This is a genomic window from Actinoplanes sp. OR16 (assembly GCF_004001265.1).
Lineage (GTDB): Bacteria > Actinomycetota > Actinomycetes > Mycobacteriales > Micromonosporaceae > Actinoplanes.
This window is the reverse complement of record NZ_AP019371.1, coordinates 8,623,981-8,640,513: the sequence shown is the minus strand read 5'-3', so window position 1 is coordinate 8,640,513 and position 16,533 is coordinate 8,623,981. Positions and strand designations below refer to the sequence as shown.

At 69.7% G+C, this 16,533-nt stretch carries 14 protein-coding genes; 6 read left to right on the top strand and 8 right to left on the bottom strand.

The window, feature by feature from the left end:
- Positions 1 to 36: 36 nt before the first annotated feature.
- Complete coding sequence (locus EP757_RS39805) at positions 37 to 573, top strand: GNAT family N-acetyltransferase (RefSeq protein ID WP_127553491.1); 537 nt, start codon at positions 37 to 39, stop codon at positions 571 to 573.
- 167 nt (positions 574 to 740) lie between these two features.
- Here the strand turns inward: EP757_RS39805 and glgB are convergent, their stop codons facing one another.
- The 4 genes from glgB to EP757_RS39785 are packed head-to-tail and all read right to left on the bottom strand — an operon-like array spanning position 741 to position 7,963.
- Positions 741 to 2,891 carry a 1,4-alpha-glucan branching protein GlgB gene (glgB, locus tag EP757_RS39800; protein ID WP_232050250.1) on the bottom strand — a complete coding sequence of 717 codons (2,151 nt, stop codon included), beginning with the start codon at positions 2,889 to 2,891 and terminating at the stop codon, positions 741 to 743.
- A gap of 26 nt (positions 2,892 to 2,917) precedes the next feature.
- The gene (locus EP757_RS39795) at positions 2,918 to 4,234 is read right to left on the bottom strand and encodes a maltokinase (RefSeq protein ID WP_127553490.1); all 1,317 of its coding nucleotides are present in this window, start codon (positions 4,232 to 4,234) and stop codon (positions 2,918 to 2,920) included.
- Complete coding sequence (treS, locus tag EP757_RS39790; protein ID WP_127553489.1) at positions 4,231 to 5,988, bottom strand: maltose alpha-D-glucosyltransferase; 1,758 nt, start codon at positions 5,986 to 5,988, stop codon at positions 4,231 to 4,233. Before treS ends, EP757_RS39795 begins: the two co-directional genes overlap by 4 nt.
- Before the next feature lie 10 nt (positions 5,989 to 5,998).
- The gene (locus tag EP757_RS39785; protein ID WP_127553488.1) at positions 5,999 to 7,963 is read right to left on the bottom strand and encodes an alpha-1,4-glucan--maltose-1-phosphate maltosyltransferase; all 1,965 of its coding nucleotides are present in this window, start codon (positions 7,961 to 7,963) and stop codon (positions 5,999 to 6,001) included.
- Positions 7,964 to 8,365: 402 nt separating this feature from the next.
- Between EP757_RS39785 and EP757_RS39780 the strand changes: the two genes are divergently transcribed.
- The 3 genes from EP757_RS39780 to EP757_RS43605 all read left to right on the top strand — a co-directional run bounded on the left by EP757_RS39780 (position 8,366) and on the right by EP757_RS43605 (position 10,535).
- Positions 8,366 to 8,950 (top strand): hypothetical protein, encoded by a 585-nt coding sequence (locus EP757_RS39780; protein WP_127553487.1) that lies wholly within the window; start codon positions 8,366 to 8,368, stop codon positions 8,948 to 8,950.
- A gap of 143 nt (positions 8,951 to 9,093) precedes the next feature.
- Entirely contained in the window at positions 9,094 to 9,600 is a 507-nt protein-coding gene (locus tag EP757_RS39775) for a SigE family RNA polymerase sigma factor (protein ID WP_127553486.1), read from the top strand.
- A complete protein-coding gene (locus tag EP757_RS43605) occupies positions 9,600 to 10,535 on the top strand; it encodes a hypothetical protein (RefSeq protein WP_197725478.1) in 936 nt (311 codons plus the stop codon). The genes EP757_RS39775 and EP757_RS43605 overlap by 1 nt, the downstream gene beginning before the upstream one ends.
- 43 nt (positions 10,536 to 10,578) lie before the next feature.
- Here EP757_RS43605 and EP757_RS39765 read toward each other — a convergent pair whose 3' ends face one another.
- Together EP757_RS39765 and ppgK are read right to left on the bottom strand one after the other, a co-directional pair.
- The gene (locus EP757_RS39765) at positions 10,579 to 11,040 is read right to left on the bottom strand and encodes a PPOX class F420-dependent oxidoreductase (RefSeq protein ID WP_127553485.1); all 462 of its coding nucleotides are present in this window, start codon (positions 11,038 to 11,040) and stop codon (positions 10,579 to 10,581) included.
- 16 nt (positions 11,041 to 11,056) lie between these two features.
- On the bottom strand, positions 11,057 to 11,860 hold the full coding sequence (gene ppgK, locus EP757_RS39760; protein ID WP_127553484.1) for a polyphosphate--glucose phosphotransferase: 804 nt from the start codon (positions 11,858 to 11,860) through the stop codon (positions 11,057 to 11,059).
- A 250-nt stretch (positions 11,861 to 12,110) separates the two neighbouring features.
- On the opposite strand from ppgK, the gene EP757_RS39755 reads away from it, so the two are divergent.
- The gene (locus tag EP757_RS39755) at positions 12,111 to 12,863 is read left to right on the top strand and encodes an RNA polymerase sigma factor SigF (RefSeq protein ID WP_127553483.1); all 753 of its coding nucleotides are present in this window, start codon (positions 12,111 to 12,113) and stop codon (positions 12,861 to 12,863) included.
- Between the two features lie 880 nt (positions 12,864 to 13,743).
- On the opposite strand, the gene EP757_RS39750 is transcribed toward EP757_RS39755, so the two are convergent.
- Positions 13,744 to 14,298 carry a general stress protein gene (locus tag EP757_RS39750; protein ID WP_127553482.1) on the bottom strand — a complete coding sequence of 185 codons (555 nt, stop codon included), beginning with the start codon at positions 14,296 to 14,298 and terminating at the stop codon, positions 13,744 to 13,746.
- Entirely contained in the window at positions 14,295 to 15,215 is a 921-nt protein-coding gene (locus tag EP757_RS39745; RefSeq protein WP_232050249.1) for a phosphatase PAP2 family protein, read from the bottom strand. Before EP757_RS39745 ends, EP757_RS39750 begins: the two co-directional genes overlap by 4 nt.
- Before the next feature lie 163 nt (positions 15,216 to 15,378).
- Here EP757_RS39745 and gsmA point away from each other — a divergent pair, with 163 nt between their 5' ends.
- Entirely contained in the window at positions 15,379 to 16,488 is a 1,110-nt protein-coding gene (gsmA, locus tag EP757_RS39740) for a sporangiospore maturation cell wall hydrolase GsmA (RefSeq protein WP_127553480.1), read from the top strand.
- The last annotated feature ends 45 nt before the right edge of the window (positions 16,489 to 16,533 follow it).

Sequence of the window (16,533 nt, the reverse complement as noted above, 5' to 3'; positions counted from 1 at the left end):
GGGCGATCCGGGGCAGCAGGTCGTTATTGTCGGGGCGTGCTCATCGCTACCGAACGGCTCACGCTGCGACGATTCCGGGCGTCCGACGCGCCGCGGCTGGCGGAGTACCGGTCGGATCCGGATGTCGCTCGTTACCAGTCGTGGGAGGCGCCGTTCTCGCTCGCCGCAGCCGAGGTGGCGGTGCGGAACTTCGCTGCGAGCTCGCCGGACGTGGCGGGGCACTTCCAGTACGCCGCCGAGCTGTCCGCGACGGGGGAACTGGCAGGGGACGTCTACGTGCGGCTGCACGACAACCTCAAGCAGGCGGAGATCGGCTTCACGGTGGCTGCCGAGCACCAGCGCAAGGGGTACGGCTCCGAGGCCGTCAGCGGGGTTCTGGACCGGCTCTTCCGGCGGCAGGGACTGCACAAGGTCACCGGGGAGTGCGACGCGCGGAATGTGGCGTCGGCGGCGCTGATGGAGCGGCTCGGCTTCCGGCGGGAGGGGCTGCTGCGACAGCAGACGTTCATCAAGGGTGAGTGGACCGACGATCTGCTGTACGGCCTGCTGTCCACCGAGTGGGGTGGGGACTGACAGGGAAGGGGCGCAAGCGCTCACGCAGGTCGCGGGGCGCGGGAGCGCAGCGAACCGGGCCGCGCCCTCGGCGGGAGCGGCGGTCGGTGCCACCCACCCCGCTGCGACCTGAAGTTGATCTTTAATAGGGGGCGAGCAAGAGATGCACGCCCCCTATTGACAACCCGTCAGCCTTCGTAGCGGAGCCAGAGCGCGCCCAGCGGCGGCACGCGGAGGGCGGCCGATGAGTCGAAGCCGTGCCAGGGGAGGGGTTCGGCGTGGACCTCGCCCAGGTTGCCGACGCCGGAGCCGCCGTAGATCTCGGCGTCGGTGTTGATGACCTCGGTCCAGCGGCCGCCTCGGGGCAGGCCGATGCGGTAGCCCTCGTGCGGGACCGCGGCGAAGTTGACGATGCAGGCCACCGCGTCGCCGTTCGGGGTGAAACGGACGAACGAGAACGTGTTGTGCTGCGAGTCCTCGCTGGTGATCCAGCGGAAGCCGGCCGGGCTGGTGTCCTGCGTCCAGAGCGCGGGCGACTCCCGGTAGACCCGGTTCAGGTCGGAGACCAGCGACTTCACGCCGGCGCGCTGCGGGTCCTCGAGGAGGTCCCAGTGCAGGCCGCCGGACTCGTTCCACTCCCTCTCGTCGCCCATCTCGGCGCCCATGAAGAGCAACTGCTTGCCGGTGAACGCCCACATGAAACCGAGCAGCGCCCTGGTGTTGGCGAGCTTCTGCCAGGTGTCGCCGGGCATCTTGCCGGTGAGCGAGCCCTTGCCGTGCACCACCTCGTCGTGGCTGATCGGCAGGATGTAGTTCTCGCTCCACGCGTAGACCGTCGCGAAGGTCATCTGGTGGTGGTGCCACTGGCGGTAGATCGGCTCCTTCTCGATGTACGAGAGGGTGTCGTTCATCCAGCCCATGTTCCACTTGAAACCGAACCCGAGACCGCCCAGGTGGGTGGGGCGGGTGACGCCGGGCCACGCGGTGGACTCCTCCGCGATCGTCATGACGCCCGGGTGGTTCTTGTAGACGGTCGCGTTCATCTCCTGCAGGAAGCTGATCGCGTCCAGGTTCTCCCGGCCGCCGTACTGGTTCGGCGTCCACTCGCCGTCCTTGCGGGAGTAGTCCAGGTAGAGCATCGAGGCGACGGCGTCGACGCGCAGGCCGTCGGCGTGGAACTCGTCGCACCAGTAGAGCGCGTTCGCCACCAGGAAGTTGCGGACCTCCTTGCGGCCGAAGTCGAAGACGTACGTGCCCCAGTCGGGCTGCTCGCCGCGCCGCCAGTCGCCGTGCTCGTACAGGGGTGAGCCGTCGAACCGGGCAAGGGCCCACTCGTCCTTCGGGAAGTGCGCCGGCACCCAGTCGAGGATCACGCCGATGCCGGCCTGGTGCAGCTTGTCCACCAGGAATCGGAACTCGTCCGGCGAGCCGAAGCGTGAGGTGGGGGCGTAGTAACCGGTGACCTGATAACCCCAGGAGCCGCCGAACGGGTGCTCCATGACCGGCATCAGCTCGACGTGGGTGAAGCCCATCTCGAGCACGTAGGCGACGAGTTGATCGGCCAGTTCGACATAGGTCAGGCCGGGCCGCCACGAACCCAGGTGGACCTCGTAGCAGCTGATCGGCTCCTGGTGCCACGACTTGCGGGCCCGGTCGCGCATCCACTGCTCGTCGTGCCACTGGTACTCCGAGGCGTAGACCACGGATGCCGTGGCCGGCGGCACCTCGGTGTGCTGGGCGAGCGGGTCGGCGTGCTCCCGCCACACCCCGTCCCGGCCGAGGATCTTGAACTTGTACTTGGTGCCGACGTGCGCGGACGGCACGTAGAGCTCCCAGACGCCGCTGGAGCCGAGCGACCGCATGGGCCATCCGTCGTACGGACCCCAGCCGGCGAAGTCGCCGATCACCTGGACGCCCTGTGCGCCCGGGGCCCAGACCGCGAACGCCACGCCGGTGCCCCGCGGCTGCGCGCCGAGCACCTTCCACAGCTTCTCGTGCCGGCCCTCGCCGATCAGGTGCAGGTCGAGCTCGCCGAGGGTGGGCAGGTGACGGTACGGGTCGTCGCACTGTGTGCCGTCGACGTCGAGCCGGTAGTCGAGGACCGTGCCGGCCAGCTCGGCCGCGAAGATCCCGTCCGGGTGCACGGCGGTCATCTCGGTGCGCTCGCCGTCGTGCAGCACGGCGACGGCCTTGGCGCCCTTGCGCAGCGTGCGGATCACGGTGTGCCCGCCGTGCGGGTGGGCGCCGAGGATGGCGTGCGGATCGTGGGTGTCCCCGGCGACCACGCTGTTCATGGCCCGCTGGTCGGCGGCGAGTTTGGACGTGGTGTGGCCGATCATGCTGGTTTCATCCTCCGGAGACGGTGTCATCCGACGAGCCGGGAGATGGACCGCAGGGGGATTCGCAGCCATCCCGGCCGGTGCCGGGCTTCGTACGCGGCCTCGTAGACCGCCTTGTCCAGCTCGTACGCCGACAGCAGCGCGCTCTGCTCGCGCGGGTCGGCGCCGGCGACGTGGGCGTACCCGTCGCAGAACGCCGCCCGGTTGCGGTCCACCCATTCGCGCGCGCGGGCCGCCAGGTGGTCGTCGTCGTCGTCCTGCTCGACGAGCAGCTGGTACGCCGCGTACTCGTAGGAGCGCAGCACCCCGGCGACGTCGCGCAGCGGCGAGTCGGGCATCCGGCGTTCGTCCAGCGGCTGCCCCGGCTCGCCTTCGAAGTCGATGAGCAGCCAGGCCGCGGGGGTGCGCAGCACCTGGCCGAGGTGCAGGTCGCCGTGCACGCGCTGCACGGTCACCTGCTCCCCGGTGAGCGCGGTGAACCGGTCGGTGATCGCCGGGACGTGCTGCTGCAGCTCGGGCACCGCGTTGGCGGCGGTGCGCAGCCGGGCCAGGAACGCGTCCAGCGGGAACGGCGCGGGGCCGGTGCCGAGCTCGTCGGCGAGGGTCCGGTGCACCGACGCGACGGCCTCGCCGAGCCGGTACGACTCGCCCTGGAAGTCGCCGCCGGCCTGGTCGGCGCCGAACTCGGCGTCGGCGAACAGGTCGCGCGCCGAGGCGGTCGCCATGGCCCAGCCCTCGGCCGAGTTCGTCGCGTACTCGGTGACCATGCCGAGCGAGCAGGAGTCCGACTCGTCGGCCGACTGCAGCGAGCCGAGCAGCCGCGCCACGTGCGGGTTGCCGGCCCGGCCGAGCACCCGGTTCAGCTCGATGTCGGGGTTGACGCCGCAGGTGACCCGGCGGAACAGCTTGAGGATGGCGTCCTCGTCGAAGACCACGCTGGTGTTGCTCTGCTCGGCGTCGAACACCCGTGGCCAGGCCTCGAGCGGCAGCTCGACGCCGGGCTCCTTCTCGAACGTCACGTCGCCGGCCGTCTCCGACCGGTCGACGAGCCCGAGCAGGTGCCGGGTCGCCCGCGGGTCGTAGAGCGCGTCGTAGCCGACCCGGCCGTCGTCGGCCGTGCCGATCGTGGCGATCGCGCTGTACTCCGGCAGGGGACCGTCACCCCAGCCCACCATGATCTGGTACCGCTCGGAGCTGCCGTCGGTGTAGTCGACGTCGACGAGGACGAGTTCGAGTCCCTCGCCCAGCGGCGTCGCGGACGCCTCCTTGATGGAGGCGAGCACCCGGCTGCGCCCCGCGTACCAGCGTTGTTTCGGTAACCACTCGGCGAAAGGCAGCGTCATTGCTTCTCCTCCGACCCGCACAACTGGAACCAGTAGAAGCCGTGTCCCGGAAGGGTCAGAAGGTACGGCAACTGGCCGATCCGTGGGAAGTTGACGTGGCCGGTGAGCTCGACCGGGGTGTACCCGTTCCAGTGCTGGAGATTCAGCTCGATCGGCTGCGGGAAGCGGGACAGGTTGTTCACGCAGAGCACGACGTCGTCGCCGTACTCGCGCAGGTACGCCAGCACCGACGGGTTGGAGCCGCCCAGCTCGCGGAACGTGCCGACGGCGAACGCCTCGTGCCGCCGCCGGACCGCCAGCATGGTCCGGGTCCAGTTCAGCAGCGAGGTGGAGCTGTCCCGCTGGGCCTCCACGTTGACGGCCTGATAACCGTAGACCGGGTCCTGGTTGACCGGCAGGTAGAGGCGGCCCGGGGTGGCGGTGGAGAAGCCGGCGTTGCGGTCCGGCGTCCACTGCATCGGGGTCCGGACGCCGTCGCGGTCACCGAGCCAGATGTTGTCGCCCATGCCGATCTCGTCGCCGTAGTACAGCACCGGCGAGCCGGGCAGCGACAGCAGCATCGCGGTGAACAGCTCGATCTGGTTGCGGTCGTTCTCCAGCAGCGGGGCGAGCCGGCGGCGGATGCCGACGTTCGCCTTCATCCGCGGGTCCTTGGCGTACTCCGAGTACATGTAGTCGCGCTCTTCGTCGGTGACCATCTCGAGCGTCAGCTCGTCGTGGTTGCGCAGGAAGATGCCCCACTGGGTGTTCTCCGGGATGGCCGGGGTCTGCGCCAGGATCTCCGAGATCGGGAAGCGCGACTCGCGGCGGACCGCCATGAAGATGCGCGGCATGAGCGGGAAGTGGAACGCCATGTGGCACTCGTCGCCGCCGCTGCGCGGGTCGCCGAAGTACTCCACCACGTCGGCCGGCCACTGGTTCGCCTCGGCCAGCAGCACCCGGCCCGGGAACTCGTCGTCGATCACCTTGCGGCAGTGCTTCAGGAACGCGTGGGTGGCCGGCAGGTTCTCGCAGTTGGTGCCCTCCTCCTCGAAGAGGTAGGGGACCGCGTCCAGCCGGAAACCGTCGATGCCGAGGTCCAGCCAGAAGCGCAGGACGTCGAGCATCGCCTCCTGCACGGCCGGGTTCTCGTAGTTGAGGTCGGGCTGGTGCGAGAAGAACCGGTGCCAGTAGAACTGCCGCCGCACCGGGTCGAACGTCCAGTTCGACTCCTCGGTGTCGACGAAGATGATCCGGGCGTCGGAGTACTTGTCGCTTGTATCGTTCCAGACGTAGAAGTCGCCGTACGGGCCCTCGGGGTCGTGCCGGGAGGCCTGGAACCACGGGTGCGAGTCCGAGGTGTGGTTCATGACCAGGTCGGTGATGACCCGGATGCCGCGCTTGTGCGCCGCGTCGAGCAGCGCCACGAAGTCCTCGACGGTGCCGAACTCGGGCAGCACCTTGTAGAAGTCGCGGATGTCGTAGCCGCCGTCGCGCAGCGGCGAGTCGTAGAACGGCGGCAGCCAGAGGCAGTCCACGCCGAGCCACTGCAGGTAGTCGAGCCGTTCGATCAGGCCGCGCAGGTCGCCGCCACCGTCCGAACCCGAGTCGTAGAACGCCCGGACCAGGACCTCGTAGAAGACGGCCCGCTGGAACCAGGTGCGGTCGGCCGGCAACGCCCTGGCGTGGCCGAAGTCCTCCGAGGTCGGGTGCTCGACCACACCGTCCTCGGTGTGGCTTCCCTCGACCGGATCGTGCTCGCTCGTCAACTCCATCGTGTTCCCCCTACCCCGTCTGCACGACGAAGATGTGTGCCGGCTCGACGAAGGGGTCGATCCGGACAGCATTGTTCTGCCCCCACTCGTAGGTCGCCCCGGTGATCTGGTCGACCACGGTGAAGCGGTCGTGCCACTGAAGGCCCAGGGCGGCCATGTCGAGCGTGGTGTTGCCCCACTGCACGTTGCTGGAGTCGAACGAGCAGATCACCAGGACGGTGTTGCCGGTGTCCGGATCCCGCTTCGAGAAGCACAGCAGCGCGCCGTTGTCGATCTCGTGGAAGCGCAGGTTACGCAGCCAGTGCAGGGCGGGGTTCTCGTCCCGGATCTTGTTGAGCCGGGTCAGGTAGGGCGCCAGCGAGCGGCCGGACCGCTCGGCCCCGGCCCAGTCCCGCGGCTTCAGCTCGAACTTCTCGTTGTCGATGTACTCCTCGGCGCCGGGGCGGGGGACGTGCTCGAACAGCTCGTACCCGGAGTACAGCCCCCAGGACGGCGTGAGCATCGACGCCAGCACCGCGCGGATCTTGAACATCGGCGGGCCGCCGTGCTGCAGGGACTCGTGCAGGATGTCGGGGGTGTTCGGCCAGAAGTTGGGCCGCATCCAGTCGACCGAGGTGAGCAGCTGCTCCATGTACTCACGCATCTCCCAGGCCGTGGTGCGCCAGGTGAAGTACGTGTAGGACTGCGTGAAACCGATCTTGCCGAGCCCGTTCATCATGGCCGGCCGGGTGAACGCCTCGGCCAGGAAGAGGACGTCCGGGTCGGACTCCTTGACCTTGGGGATCAGCCACTGCCAGAAGTTGACCGCCTTGGTGTGCGGGTTGTCGACGCGGAAGATCTTCACGCCGTTGTCCACCCAGTGCATGACCACGCGGTAGACCTCGTCGCGCAGCGTGCGGTAGTCGTTGTCCCAGTTGATCGGGTAGATGTCCTGGTACTTCTTGGGCGGGTTCTCGGCGTAGGCGATCGAGCCGTCGGCGCGGGTCGTGAAGAACTGCGGGTACTTCTTGACCCACGGGTGGTCGGGGGCGGCCTGCAGAGCCAGGTCGAGCGCCACCTCCATGCCGAGCTCCTCGGTCCTCTCCCGGAAGTACCGGAAATCGTCCAAGGTCCCCAGCTCGGGGTGAATGGCGTCGTGCCCGCCCTCGTCCGAGCCGATCGCCCACGGCGAGCCGACGTCCTCCGGACGCGCGACCAGGGTGTTGTTCCGGCCCTTACGGTTGATCTTGCCGATCGGGTGGATCGGCGGCAGGTAGACCACGTTGAAGCCCATCGCCGCGACGGCCGGCAGGCGCTCGGCGGCGGTCCGGAAGGTGCCGTGCTTGATCGGCGTGGCGTCCGGGCCGATCTCGGCGCCCTCGGAGCGCGGGAAGAACTCGTACCACGACGAGTACAGAGCGCGCTCGCGGTCGACCCAGATGGCGAAGGAACGGGTCGTCGTGACGAGCAGCCGCACCGGGTTGTGCCAGAGCAGCTCCTCCAGCTCGATGCCGGGGGTGACCCGGGCGAAGAGTGAGCGCTGCTCGTCGCGGAGGGCGGCGGCCGCCTCGCGGACCCGCTCCTCGTCCTCCGGCGGCACGATCTTCACGGCCAGGTCGAAGATCTCGGCGCCCTCGGCGATGTCGTTCGCCAGGTCCTCCAGACCCTGCCCGGCCTCCAGCTTCTTCACCACCGCGTTGCGCCACGTCCGGTACGGGTCGTCGAACGCCTCCACGCTGAACGTCCACCGGCCGACCGCGTCCGGGCGGATCGTGGTGTGCCATTGATCGAGGCCGGGCTCACCGGGAGTCATCCTGGTGAAGGGCTTGGTCTCACCGTCCGGCCCGCGCCATACCACATTCACGCCGAGCGCGTGGTGACCTTCGCGATAGGACACGGCGGAGACCGGGACCAGTTCGCCGACCACCGCCTTCGAGGGGTAGCGGCCACCGGAAACAGCCGGCGTCACGTCTTCGATGGGGAAGCGACCGGTCATGATCTCCACCGTAGTCAGAGGGGCTCAGGAGGACTCGGCGACCGGAAAACCCACCGCCGTCAGTCCTATGAACTTCTCCGGAGTGGAGGTTTTGAAACGGCCGATCGCCGCTGCCTCCCAACCTACCGGAGCACCCCTGCCGCAGCGCATCCAGACGCGGCCGCGCGCCGCCGGAAAACACGACAAGTTCACCTGGGCGCAACATCAAGCCCGTCATTCCCTGTACGCCGGTAGCGCTGTGTGAGCGGAGTCCCCGGCAACGGTGGCGCGTACCCCCGGGGAGCGCGTCGGTTGCCGTGCGTTGCCATCGAGGATCACCGCTCATGACCGGCCCGGGCCGCCCGACCTTACCCATGACGCCAGCCGGACCCGGCAGGCGCCTGAGGTGGAGGAGTTACCCAAGTGGCCGGACCGTCGACCGCTCTGTCCCCGGTTATCGCTGCCAGCACCCACTGGCTGGCCCGTGCCTACCCCGGTGGCGAGTCCAACACGGTCGCGCACACGCTCGCCGAGCTCCAGGCCCGGCAGGCCATCACGGTCGCCGCGTGGCTCCGCTACCCGACCGAGGTCGACGCGGCGCTCGTCGCGATCGCCGGCCCCGGCGGCTCCGCCCTCCTCGACTGGAAGGCCGGCAGCGAGCCCGAGGACGAGTTCGCCGACGGCGAGGGCTGGCGCACCTGGGTCGACGAGGTCGTCGTCAGCTGGGCCGCTTGCCTGCTCGCCGACCCGATGCTGGCCCGCCGCGGCGTCGACTCGGTGATCGCCGCGATGCCGGTCGTCCCCGAGCCGCGTCCCCGCCCGCACGCCCGCCGCGCCGGTGGCCTGCCCAACGAGTTCCGCCGCCTGCTGGCGCCGGACGCCCGTGACCGTGAGGCCGGCTCGCTGCTGCGCCACCCCGACCTGCTCGAGCCGATCGCCGCCATGCACCGGGACTCGCTGCTCTACCTGCTCGACGCCGAGCAGGAGCGTGCTCCTCTGACCGTCTGAGTCTTTGTTCGGATAGCAAGGCCGGCACCCCTCCCGTCCTCCTGGGGGTGCCGGCCTTGCTTTTTGCCTTTTCTTCGATCTGTCTGCAGCATCGTGCGTTCGTCGGCCGTTACCCAGGCATCGATGAACGAACGGGGGACGGTATGCGGGATGCGACCGGCTTCGACGACTTCTACCGGGACACGTCCGCGCGCATGGTGCGCTACGGATACGCGCTCACCGGTGACCTCGCCGAGGCCCAGGATCTGGTGCAGGAGGCGTACACCCGGGCCTGGCGCCGGTGGGCCACGGTGTCCGCGCACCCGGCGCCGGACGCCTGGATCCGCCTGGTCCTGGCCCGGCTCGCCACCGACCGGCGGCGACGGCTGCGCGGCTGGTGGGCGGCGATGAGCCGGACCGGGCCACCCGAGCCGGTCCGGCCGCCCGCCGAGGACACCGTGCTGGTGACCGCCGCGCTGCGGCAGCTGCCCGATCACCTGCGGCAGGCGCTCGCCCTGCACTACCTCTTCGACCTGCCGGTGGCCGAGATCGCGGCGGAGACCGGCGCCCCGGTCGGCACCGTCACGTCCTGGCTCTCCCGTGGCCGCAAGGAGATGGCGGCCCTGCTCACGCCGCACGTCCCGGCATCCGCGTCTGAAGGAGGTCACTGATGTCGAATGAGCTGGAGCGTGCCTACGCCGCTCTCGACCGGGACGCCTCCGAGCGCGCCCTCCTGCTCCCGGCCGCGGATCTGCGCGCCCGGGCCCGCCGCCGGACAGCGGTCCGCACGGCGGCCACGCTGGTCGCCGTCGCGGTCCTGGCCGCGGGCACGACCATCGGGGTACGGGTGGCGCTCGCCGGTCCGGACCGCCCCGACCCGATCCTGCCCGCGACGTCTCCTACGCCCTCTGTCTCCCCTTCGCCGGTTTCGTCGCCTTCGCCCTCTTCCTCACCTTCCTCGCCACCTCCGCCTTCGTCGGCCCCACCCTCTTCGGCCCCACCTTCGTCGGCCCCGCCGTCCTCGCCCGCTGCTCCGGCCATCCCGAAGTCGATCCCGGCCCGGGCGATGCTCAACAAGGCCGACGGCAACATGGACACCTTCAACCGGCTCGACGAGCCACGGGCGGCGCCGTCGTTCTGTTCCGGCGCTGATTTCCCCAGCGAGGATCAGGCCGGGGTACGGGCCTCCGGGTGGCTGCTCTTCCGATCGCCCGAGCTGGGCCCCGAGTACACCGCCGAGGACCAGATCTACAACACCGTCACGGTGTACCGCGGCGACGGCGCCTCCGCGTTCATGGACGAGCTGGCCGCCGCCGTCGAAGCCTGCCCGGAAGGCGAGGTGGGTGATCTGCCGGCCCGGTTCCGCGATCTCGGCCCGCTCGAACTGGGCGACGAGTCACTGATGATCGAACGCTCCACCGCCGCCTACAACGACGACGGCTCACCGGCCGAGGGACGCCGCAAGACCTTCGTGGCGGCGGTCCGGGTGGGTGACGCGGTCACGATGCTGGAGTCCTCCGGCTACGAGTCGGGGCCGTCCGACCCCGACGACGTCGAGGCCCTCGCGGCCACCGCGACGGTTCGCCTGGCGGGCTGGCGCCAGTAATTCTTCGCTGCCGCCCGGGGCTGTCCCCGGGCGGCAGGTGTTCTTATGCCAACCGGGCCGGGAAGCCGCCGGTCGCGATCGGGCCCCACGACTCGATCGTCACGCGGATCAGGCATTTGCCCTGGTCACGCATCGCCTGCCGGTATTCGTCCCAATCCGGATGCTCACCGGCGACGGCCCGGAAATAGTCCACCAGGGGCTCCACGGCCTCGGGCAGGTCGATCACCTCGGCCACGCCGTCGACCTGCACCCACGGGCCGTTCCACTCGTCGGACAGGACGCAGAGGGTGACCCGCGGGTCGCGGCGGATGTTCGCCACCTTGGCCCGCTCGGGGTAGCTGGAGATGACGATCCGGCCCTCGGTGTCGACACCGCACGTGTTCGGCGAGGACTGCGGGCGGCCGTCCTTCCGCGTGGTCATCAGGATCGCGTGGTGACGGGGGCGGAGGAACTCCACCAGCCGGTCCCGATCGACACGGTTGTTCGTCGCGATGGTGCGCGCCATTACTTCGTACCCCCTATTAGGCCCGCGCGGCCTGCGCCGCCGCATCCACCTGGACCGCACCCGGGTCCTGCGGGCCGTGGCCCGCCGCCGCCTGCTCGGCGCTGACCGCCGCGCCGATGATGCCGGCGTTGTTGAGCAGGGTGGCCGCCACCATCGGGGTGCGGATGTCGATCAGCGGGAAGAACTTCTCCGACTTCTTGCTGACGCCGCCGCCGATGATGAACAGCCGGGGCGCGAGCAGCATCTCCACGTGACGCAGGTATTTCTCCACCCGGGGCGCCCAGTGCTCCCAGGAGAGCTCCTTCTGCTCGCGGACGCGGTCCGAGGCGAGCAGCTCGGCGTCCTTGCCGTCGATCTCCAGGTGGCCCAGCTCGGTGTTGGGGATCAGCACGCCGTCGAGGAACAGCGCTGTGCCGATGCCGGTGCCGAGCGTGACCATCATGATCAGGCCGGACTGGTCGCGGCCCGCGCCGAACGCCACCTCGGCGGCACCGGCGGCGTCCGCGTCGTTGAGCACCGTGACCGGCTTGCCGAGGCGCTCGGCGAACAGCCGGGCGGCCGGGGCGTCGAGCCAGGACTTGTCGACGTTGGCCGCGGTGCGGGTCACGCCGTCGACCACCACGCCCGGGAACGTCACGCCGACACTGTCGTAGTCACCGAACTTGCCGGCGACCTCGAAGACCGCCTCGACGACGCTCTCCACGGTCGCCGGCTGTGGAGTGGGCACGCGGAACCGCTCGTCGAGCAGCTCGCCGCGCACCGTGTCGACCGGGGCGCCCTTCACGCCGGAGCCGCCGATGTCGATGCCGAGGATGGTCATCCGATGCTTCCGTTCTCTTGCCCTAGTTCCTGCTGATGCTGTCTACCACGTGGGTCGGACACCAAAACCCGTGGTCACCGGACCTGGAGCGCCCGACACTCTAGGATGAATTCGCTCCGCTATTCCCGCATTCACGCACTGTCACTCATACTTTCGGCTAGGCAGGCCTAGTTCTCTCGGATAGCGTTGCACTTCAGAACGGTCGCCGCTCGCGGGCACGGCTCTCTGCCCGTCTGATGGAGGACTGGTCATGACCCTTCTGGACACCGCACCCACCGAGTTGCTCGCGGCCATGGCCACGGCGCCCCCGGCGCGACGGGCCCGGCTCCGTGAGAAGGCGATCGAGGCGTGGCTGCCACTGGCGCGTCACCTCGCCCACCGATATGCGGGCCGCGGCGAACCCACCGACGACCTCATCCAGACCGCCACCGTCGGCCTGATCAAGGCCGTTGACAAGTTCGACCCGGAGCGCGGCGTCGACTTCGCCGGCTACGCGATCCCGACCATCATCGGTGAGATCAAGCGGCACTTCCGCGACCGGACCTGGTCCGTGCGGGTGCCCCGCCGGCTCCAGGAACTCCGCCTGGCGATCACCGAGGCGAACAGCACCCTCACGCACACCCTCGGCCGCTCGCCGACCGTGCCCGACATCGCCGTCCACCTCGGCATCAGTGAGGAGGACGTGCTCGAAGGCCTGGAGGGCGCCCGCGCCTACAACGCGACCAGCCTCTCCACCCCGATCAGCGCCGACGGCAACACCGAGCTCGGTGACACGCTCGGCGGCGAGGACCACGAGTACGAGATCGCCGAGACCCGCGTGGCCCTCGGTCCCGCCCTCGCGACCCTCGACGAGCGGGAGCAGAAGATCCTGACGCTCCGTTTCTACGGCAACCTGACGCAGTCGCAGATCGCCGACCAGATCGGCATCTCGCAGATGCACGTGTCGCGCCTGCTCACCAAGGCCCTGACGAAGCTCCGCCGTCATCTGGACGGCGAGATGTGACAGGTTCGGTAGCCCCGCGAGCGTCCTGTGGTCTCTCGAAGGTGGGGTGATCGTCGAGCCCGGTGTTCCGCTCCAGCCGCGGTGTGCCGGGCCGTAGCGCGAGCACCGAAGTCGGGTGCCCCGCTCTGGCCGTAGCGCGAGCACCGACGTGCGCCGACGACGGCCGTCCTGAACGAGCCGTAGAGCAGCCTCCTGATCGACCACCCGCCAGGTGCGTGGCCTGCTGCTCCGCTGCCTCAAACGTGCTCGGTAGCCAGCCCCACCCGTTCCGAAGCGTGACGAATCGCCCGAAGCGACGGCGCGGGCATGCTGTCAGTCCGGCCGGTCGCGTGCTCGACGGCATTCGATGGTCCGCAACCGCGCCGGCAAGCAGGCAGCCCACCCCGGCTGTCCGCCAGAGTCGTATTCGCGTCCGGATTGTCGCCCTGCCATGAAGCCAAGCCCGACTGGTTGTACAAGAGAGCGACATTCCCGGCCGACACGACTCTGGCGTAGAGCCCGGGGCCAACGAGTCGGCGCCGGCTGTGACCCATTGCTGTCACGCGCGCCCCGTGACAGCAATGGGTCACAGCCGGACAGTGCGAGCTGTGTTCCATTGCTGCCGAAACGACCCGGGAACAGCAATGGGTCACAGCCGGCCGCCCGCCGGCCTGCCGATTCGCCGACCGGCCGCCGACCAGTCAACGGATCTTGGAAACAATCGAAAACGAGCCCCGAACAAAGCCCGCCCTCCTCAGGGGGCTCCCCCACAGGCCAGTGTGGCAGTGGCGGGTGATGTTGGGGGAGGGGGCTGTGGACGGCGGCTCACTGTGGAAAACCTCACCGATGCACGAAGAGGCCCCACGGGACATCCCCGCAGGGCCTCACCGGACACCCACGATCACTGCGCCCCGCTGGCCCTCCAGTTCAGCTGCACGAGCAGCGTCCGCGCCTCCTCGGCCACCTCGGCATCGGCGATCACCGCATACTGTGCGGCCTGCAGCGAGCTCCGCGAGGAGAAGTCCCGCCGCCCTCCGGTCGCGGCATGCGCGATGGCACCGAAGATGGCTCCCCACACGGCGCCGACGATCACGGTGGTCAGGATGACGCCGATCCAGTTGGAGTCGCTGAAGATGCCGAACAGCAGGCCGATGAAGAGCCCGAACCAGGCGCCACTGGCGGCGCCGGCCGCGGCGGCCCGCCCGGTGGTGAGCCGGCCGAGGACGGTCTCGACGAGGCGGAGATCGGTGCCGACGATGGAGACCCGTTCGACCGGGAACTTGTTGTCGGACAGGTGGTCGACGGCCTGCTGTGCCTGGGCGTACTCGGGGTAGGTGCCGACGATGACGGTCGGCCCGGCCGGGCCGGGAGCGCCGGGGGTCTGCGCGGGCACGGCGGGAACGCCGGAGGGGCCGGGAGGGACAGCGCCGGAGGGCCCTGGAGGAACAGTGGTCATTGAGAGCCTCCTGTGGAGAGGGAAGACCGGGCCGCCGGCGGCTCGTCCGCCGTCTGCCGCACCCAGATGATGAAGGTGCCGGCGACGCAGGCGACGATGCCCGCGCTGCCGGTGAGGAAGGCGAACTGCCCGGAGACGAACCCGGGGGAGCCGCGTTCGGCGAGCGCCACGGCGAGCAGGCCGAGGAGGCCGGCTGCGGCGGTCACCGCTCCGGTCACCGCGAGGATCGCCATGACGAGCATGTTGGGCAGCTGGAGGGGGCGGAGGGCGCCGCCACGCCGGAGCCGGATGACGCCGACGACGAGTCCGCCGCAGGCGAGGACGATCAGCAGGGCGGCGACGGCGTCGCTGGGGCGGTGCCATTCGGCCCAGACGGTGGCGATCGCGACGACGGCGACGTACGCGGCCCCGCCCAGCCCGATCATGCCGCGCATCGCCCGCGGGAAGACCAGGACCAGCACGAACACCACGGAGGCGGCAGCGGTCACGTGTCCGCTGGGGAACGAGTTCGGCATCGCCGTGCCGTCCAGGTCGGGGCGGTCCAGGCGGGCTTTGAGCAGCTGCGCCGTGACGTTCGAGGCGATGACGATGAAGGTCGCGCCGATCGAGAGGTCGAGGCGGCGCCGGATGACGCCGAATGCCGCGGCCAGCACGCAGACCAGCGCGAGCAGCGTGAGGTGCGTGTACTGCAGGGCTCGTTCGAGCACGTCGGTGACCTGCGGGTGGTTGACGTCGCCGCCGTCCATCACCGCGGTGTCGACGGCCTGGCCGAGCGTGGTCCGGATGAACACGAAGTAGATCGCGGCGACGCCTATCGCCGCGAGCACGGTCACGAGCAGCGGCGACGCCGTGTTCCGGAGACTCCGGTGGGGCGGCGTGGCGACGGTGCGAACCGGCTTCGGAGCGAGGGCCGTCAAGTCGACCTCCAAATAAGGCGAAGGATGCGGACACGGCTTTCCCACTCACAGGAATACCGCAAACGTCGGACGGCAACCGAGCCGCACCCCGCCGGGCTCCGGGTGCGCAACCGCCGGACGGGACCTTCTTACGGACGCCGCCGTAACGAAGGAGACGTTTTCCATGAGGCACACGACCCGACGACTGCTCACCGGCGCCGCGCTGGTGCTTGCCGCCGGGACCGGGCTGGGCATGACGCCCGGTTCGGCTTACGCGGCCGGAGTCTCCGCGACGGTCGACGTCGCCGGCCAGCTGAAGGTGCGTTCGGCGCCCAGCACCACCGCGAAGGTCGTCCGCTCGATCACCGACGGCAGGAAGGTCTCGATCGCCTGCGCGGTGAACGGGCCGACCGTCCGGGGCAAGGTCCGTACCACCAAGGTCTGGGACAGGCTCACCGACGGCAGCTACATCTCGCACGGCTACGTCCGCACCAGCGCCAAGATCCAGGCGTGCCGGACCACCCCTTCAAAGGCCACCGCGCCCCTGTACGTGACGGGCACCGTGCGCACCTCCGACGGTCCGGTCAACGCCCGTTCCGGGCCGGGAACCGGCTACGCCGTCGCGGGCAGCGTGGCGAACAACACCATCGTGAAGATCGCGTGCGCGGCGACCGGCCCGAGCGTGGCCGGGACGGTCCGGACGAGCACGCAGTGGGACAGGCTCTCCGACGGGCGGTACATCGCCCACGCGTACATGCTCTCCGGAACCGTGAAGACGACCTGCGCGCCGGTTGCGGCGCCCGCTCCCGTCCTCACGCCGGAGCAGTTCATCAAGGCCGCCGTCCCGGGCGCGCAGCAGGGCTGGCGGGAGTACGGCGTACCGCCGTCGGTGACGATCGCCCAGGCGATCCTGGAGTCCGGCTGGGGCAGGAGCGGCCTGTCGTCGGTCGACAGGAACTACTTCGGCATCAAGTGCCAGAACGACTACCACGGCCCGCACGCCACCGGCTGCCACGTGTACCGGACGACGGAGTGCAGCAAGTCCACCGGCAAGTGCTTCGAGATCTCCGACGCGTTCCGCACGTACTCCTCGATGGCCCGGTCGTTCCGCGACCACGGCCACTTCCTGAAGAACAACAAGCGGTACGCCCCGGCGTTCGGTCACACCAGGAACGCCGACGAGTTCATCGAGCAGGTGTGGAAGGCCGGCTACGCCACCGACCCCAAGTACGTCGCGAAGGTCACCGGGATCATGAAGACCTACGGCCTCTACCGCTACGACACCTGGAAGTAGCAGTGCTCGCCCTCGTTGGCCGGAACCCGGCCGACGAGGGCATGT

What these genes read in the sequence shown, in the direction of transcription:
- glgB (WP_232050250.1), bottom strand. Translation starts at nt 2,891, where the DNA reads ATGATCGGCCACACCACGTCCAAACTCGCCGCCGACCAGCGGGCCATG.
- EP757_RS39795 (WP_127553490.1), bottom strand. Translation starts at nt 4,234, where the DNA reads ATGACGCTGCCTTTCGCCGAGTGGTTACCGAAACAACGCTGGTACGCG.
- treS (WP_127553489.1), bottom strand. Translation starts at nt 5,988, where the DNA reads ATGGAGTTGACGAGCGAGCACGATCCGGTCGAGGGAAGCCACACCGAG.
- EP757_RS39785 (WP_127553488.1), bottom strand. Translation starts at nt 7,963, where the DNA reads ATGACCGGTCGCTTCCCCATCGAAGACGTGACGCCGGCTGTTTCCGGT.
- EP757_RS39775 (WP_127553486.1), top strand. Translation starts at nt 9,094, where the DNA reads ATGCGGGATGCGACCGGCTTCGACGACTTCTACCGGGACACGTCCGCG.
- EP757_RS43605 (WP_197725478.1), top strand. Translation starts at nt 9,600, where the DNA reads ATGTCGAATGAGCTGGAGCGTGCCTACGCCGCTCTCGACCGGGACGCC.
- EP757_RS39765 (WP_127553485.1), bottom strand. Translation starts at nt 11,040, where the DNA reads ATGGCGCGCACCATCGCGACGAACAACCGTGTCGATCGGGACCGGCTG.
- ppgK (WP_127553484.1), bottom strand. Translation starts at nt 11,860, where the DNA reads ATGACCATCCTCGGCATCGACATCGGCGGCTCCGGCGTGAAGGGCGCC.
- EP757_RS39755 (WP_127553483.1), top strand. Translation starts at nt 12,111, where the DNA reads ATGACCCTTCTGGACACCGCACCCACCGAGTTGCTCGCGGCCATGGCC.
- EP757_RS39750 (WP_127553482.1), bottom strand. Translation starts at nt 14,298, where the DNA reads ATGACCACTGTTCCTCCAGGGCCCTCCGGCGCTGTCCCTCCCGGCCCC.
- gsmA (WP_127553480.1), top strand. Translation starts at nt 15,379, where the DNA reads ATGAGGCACACGACCCGACGACTGCTCACCGGCGCCGCGCTGGTGCTT.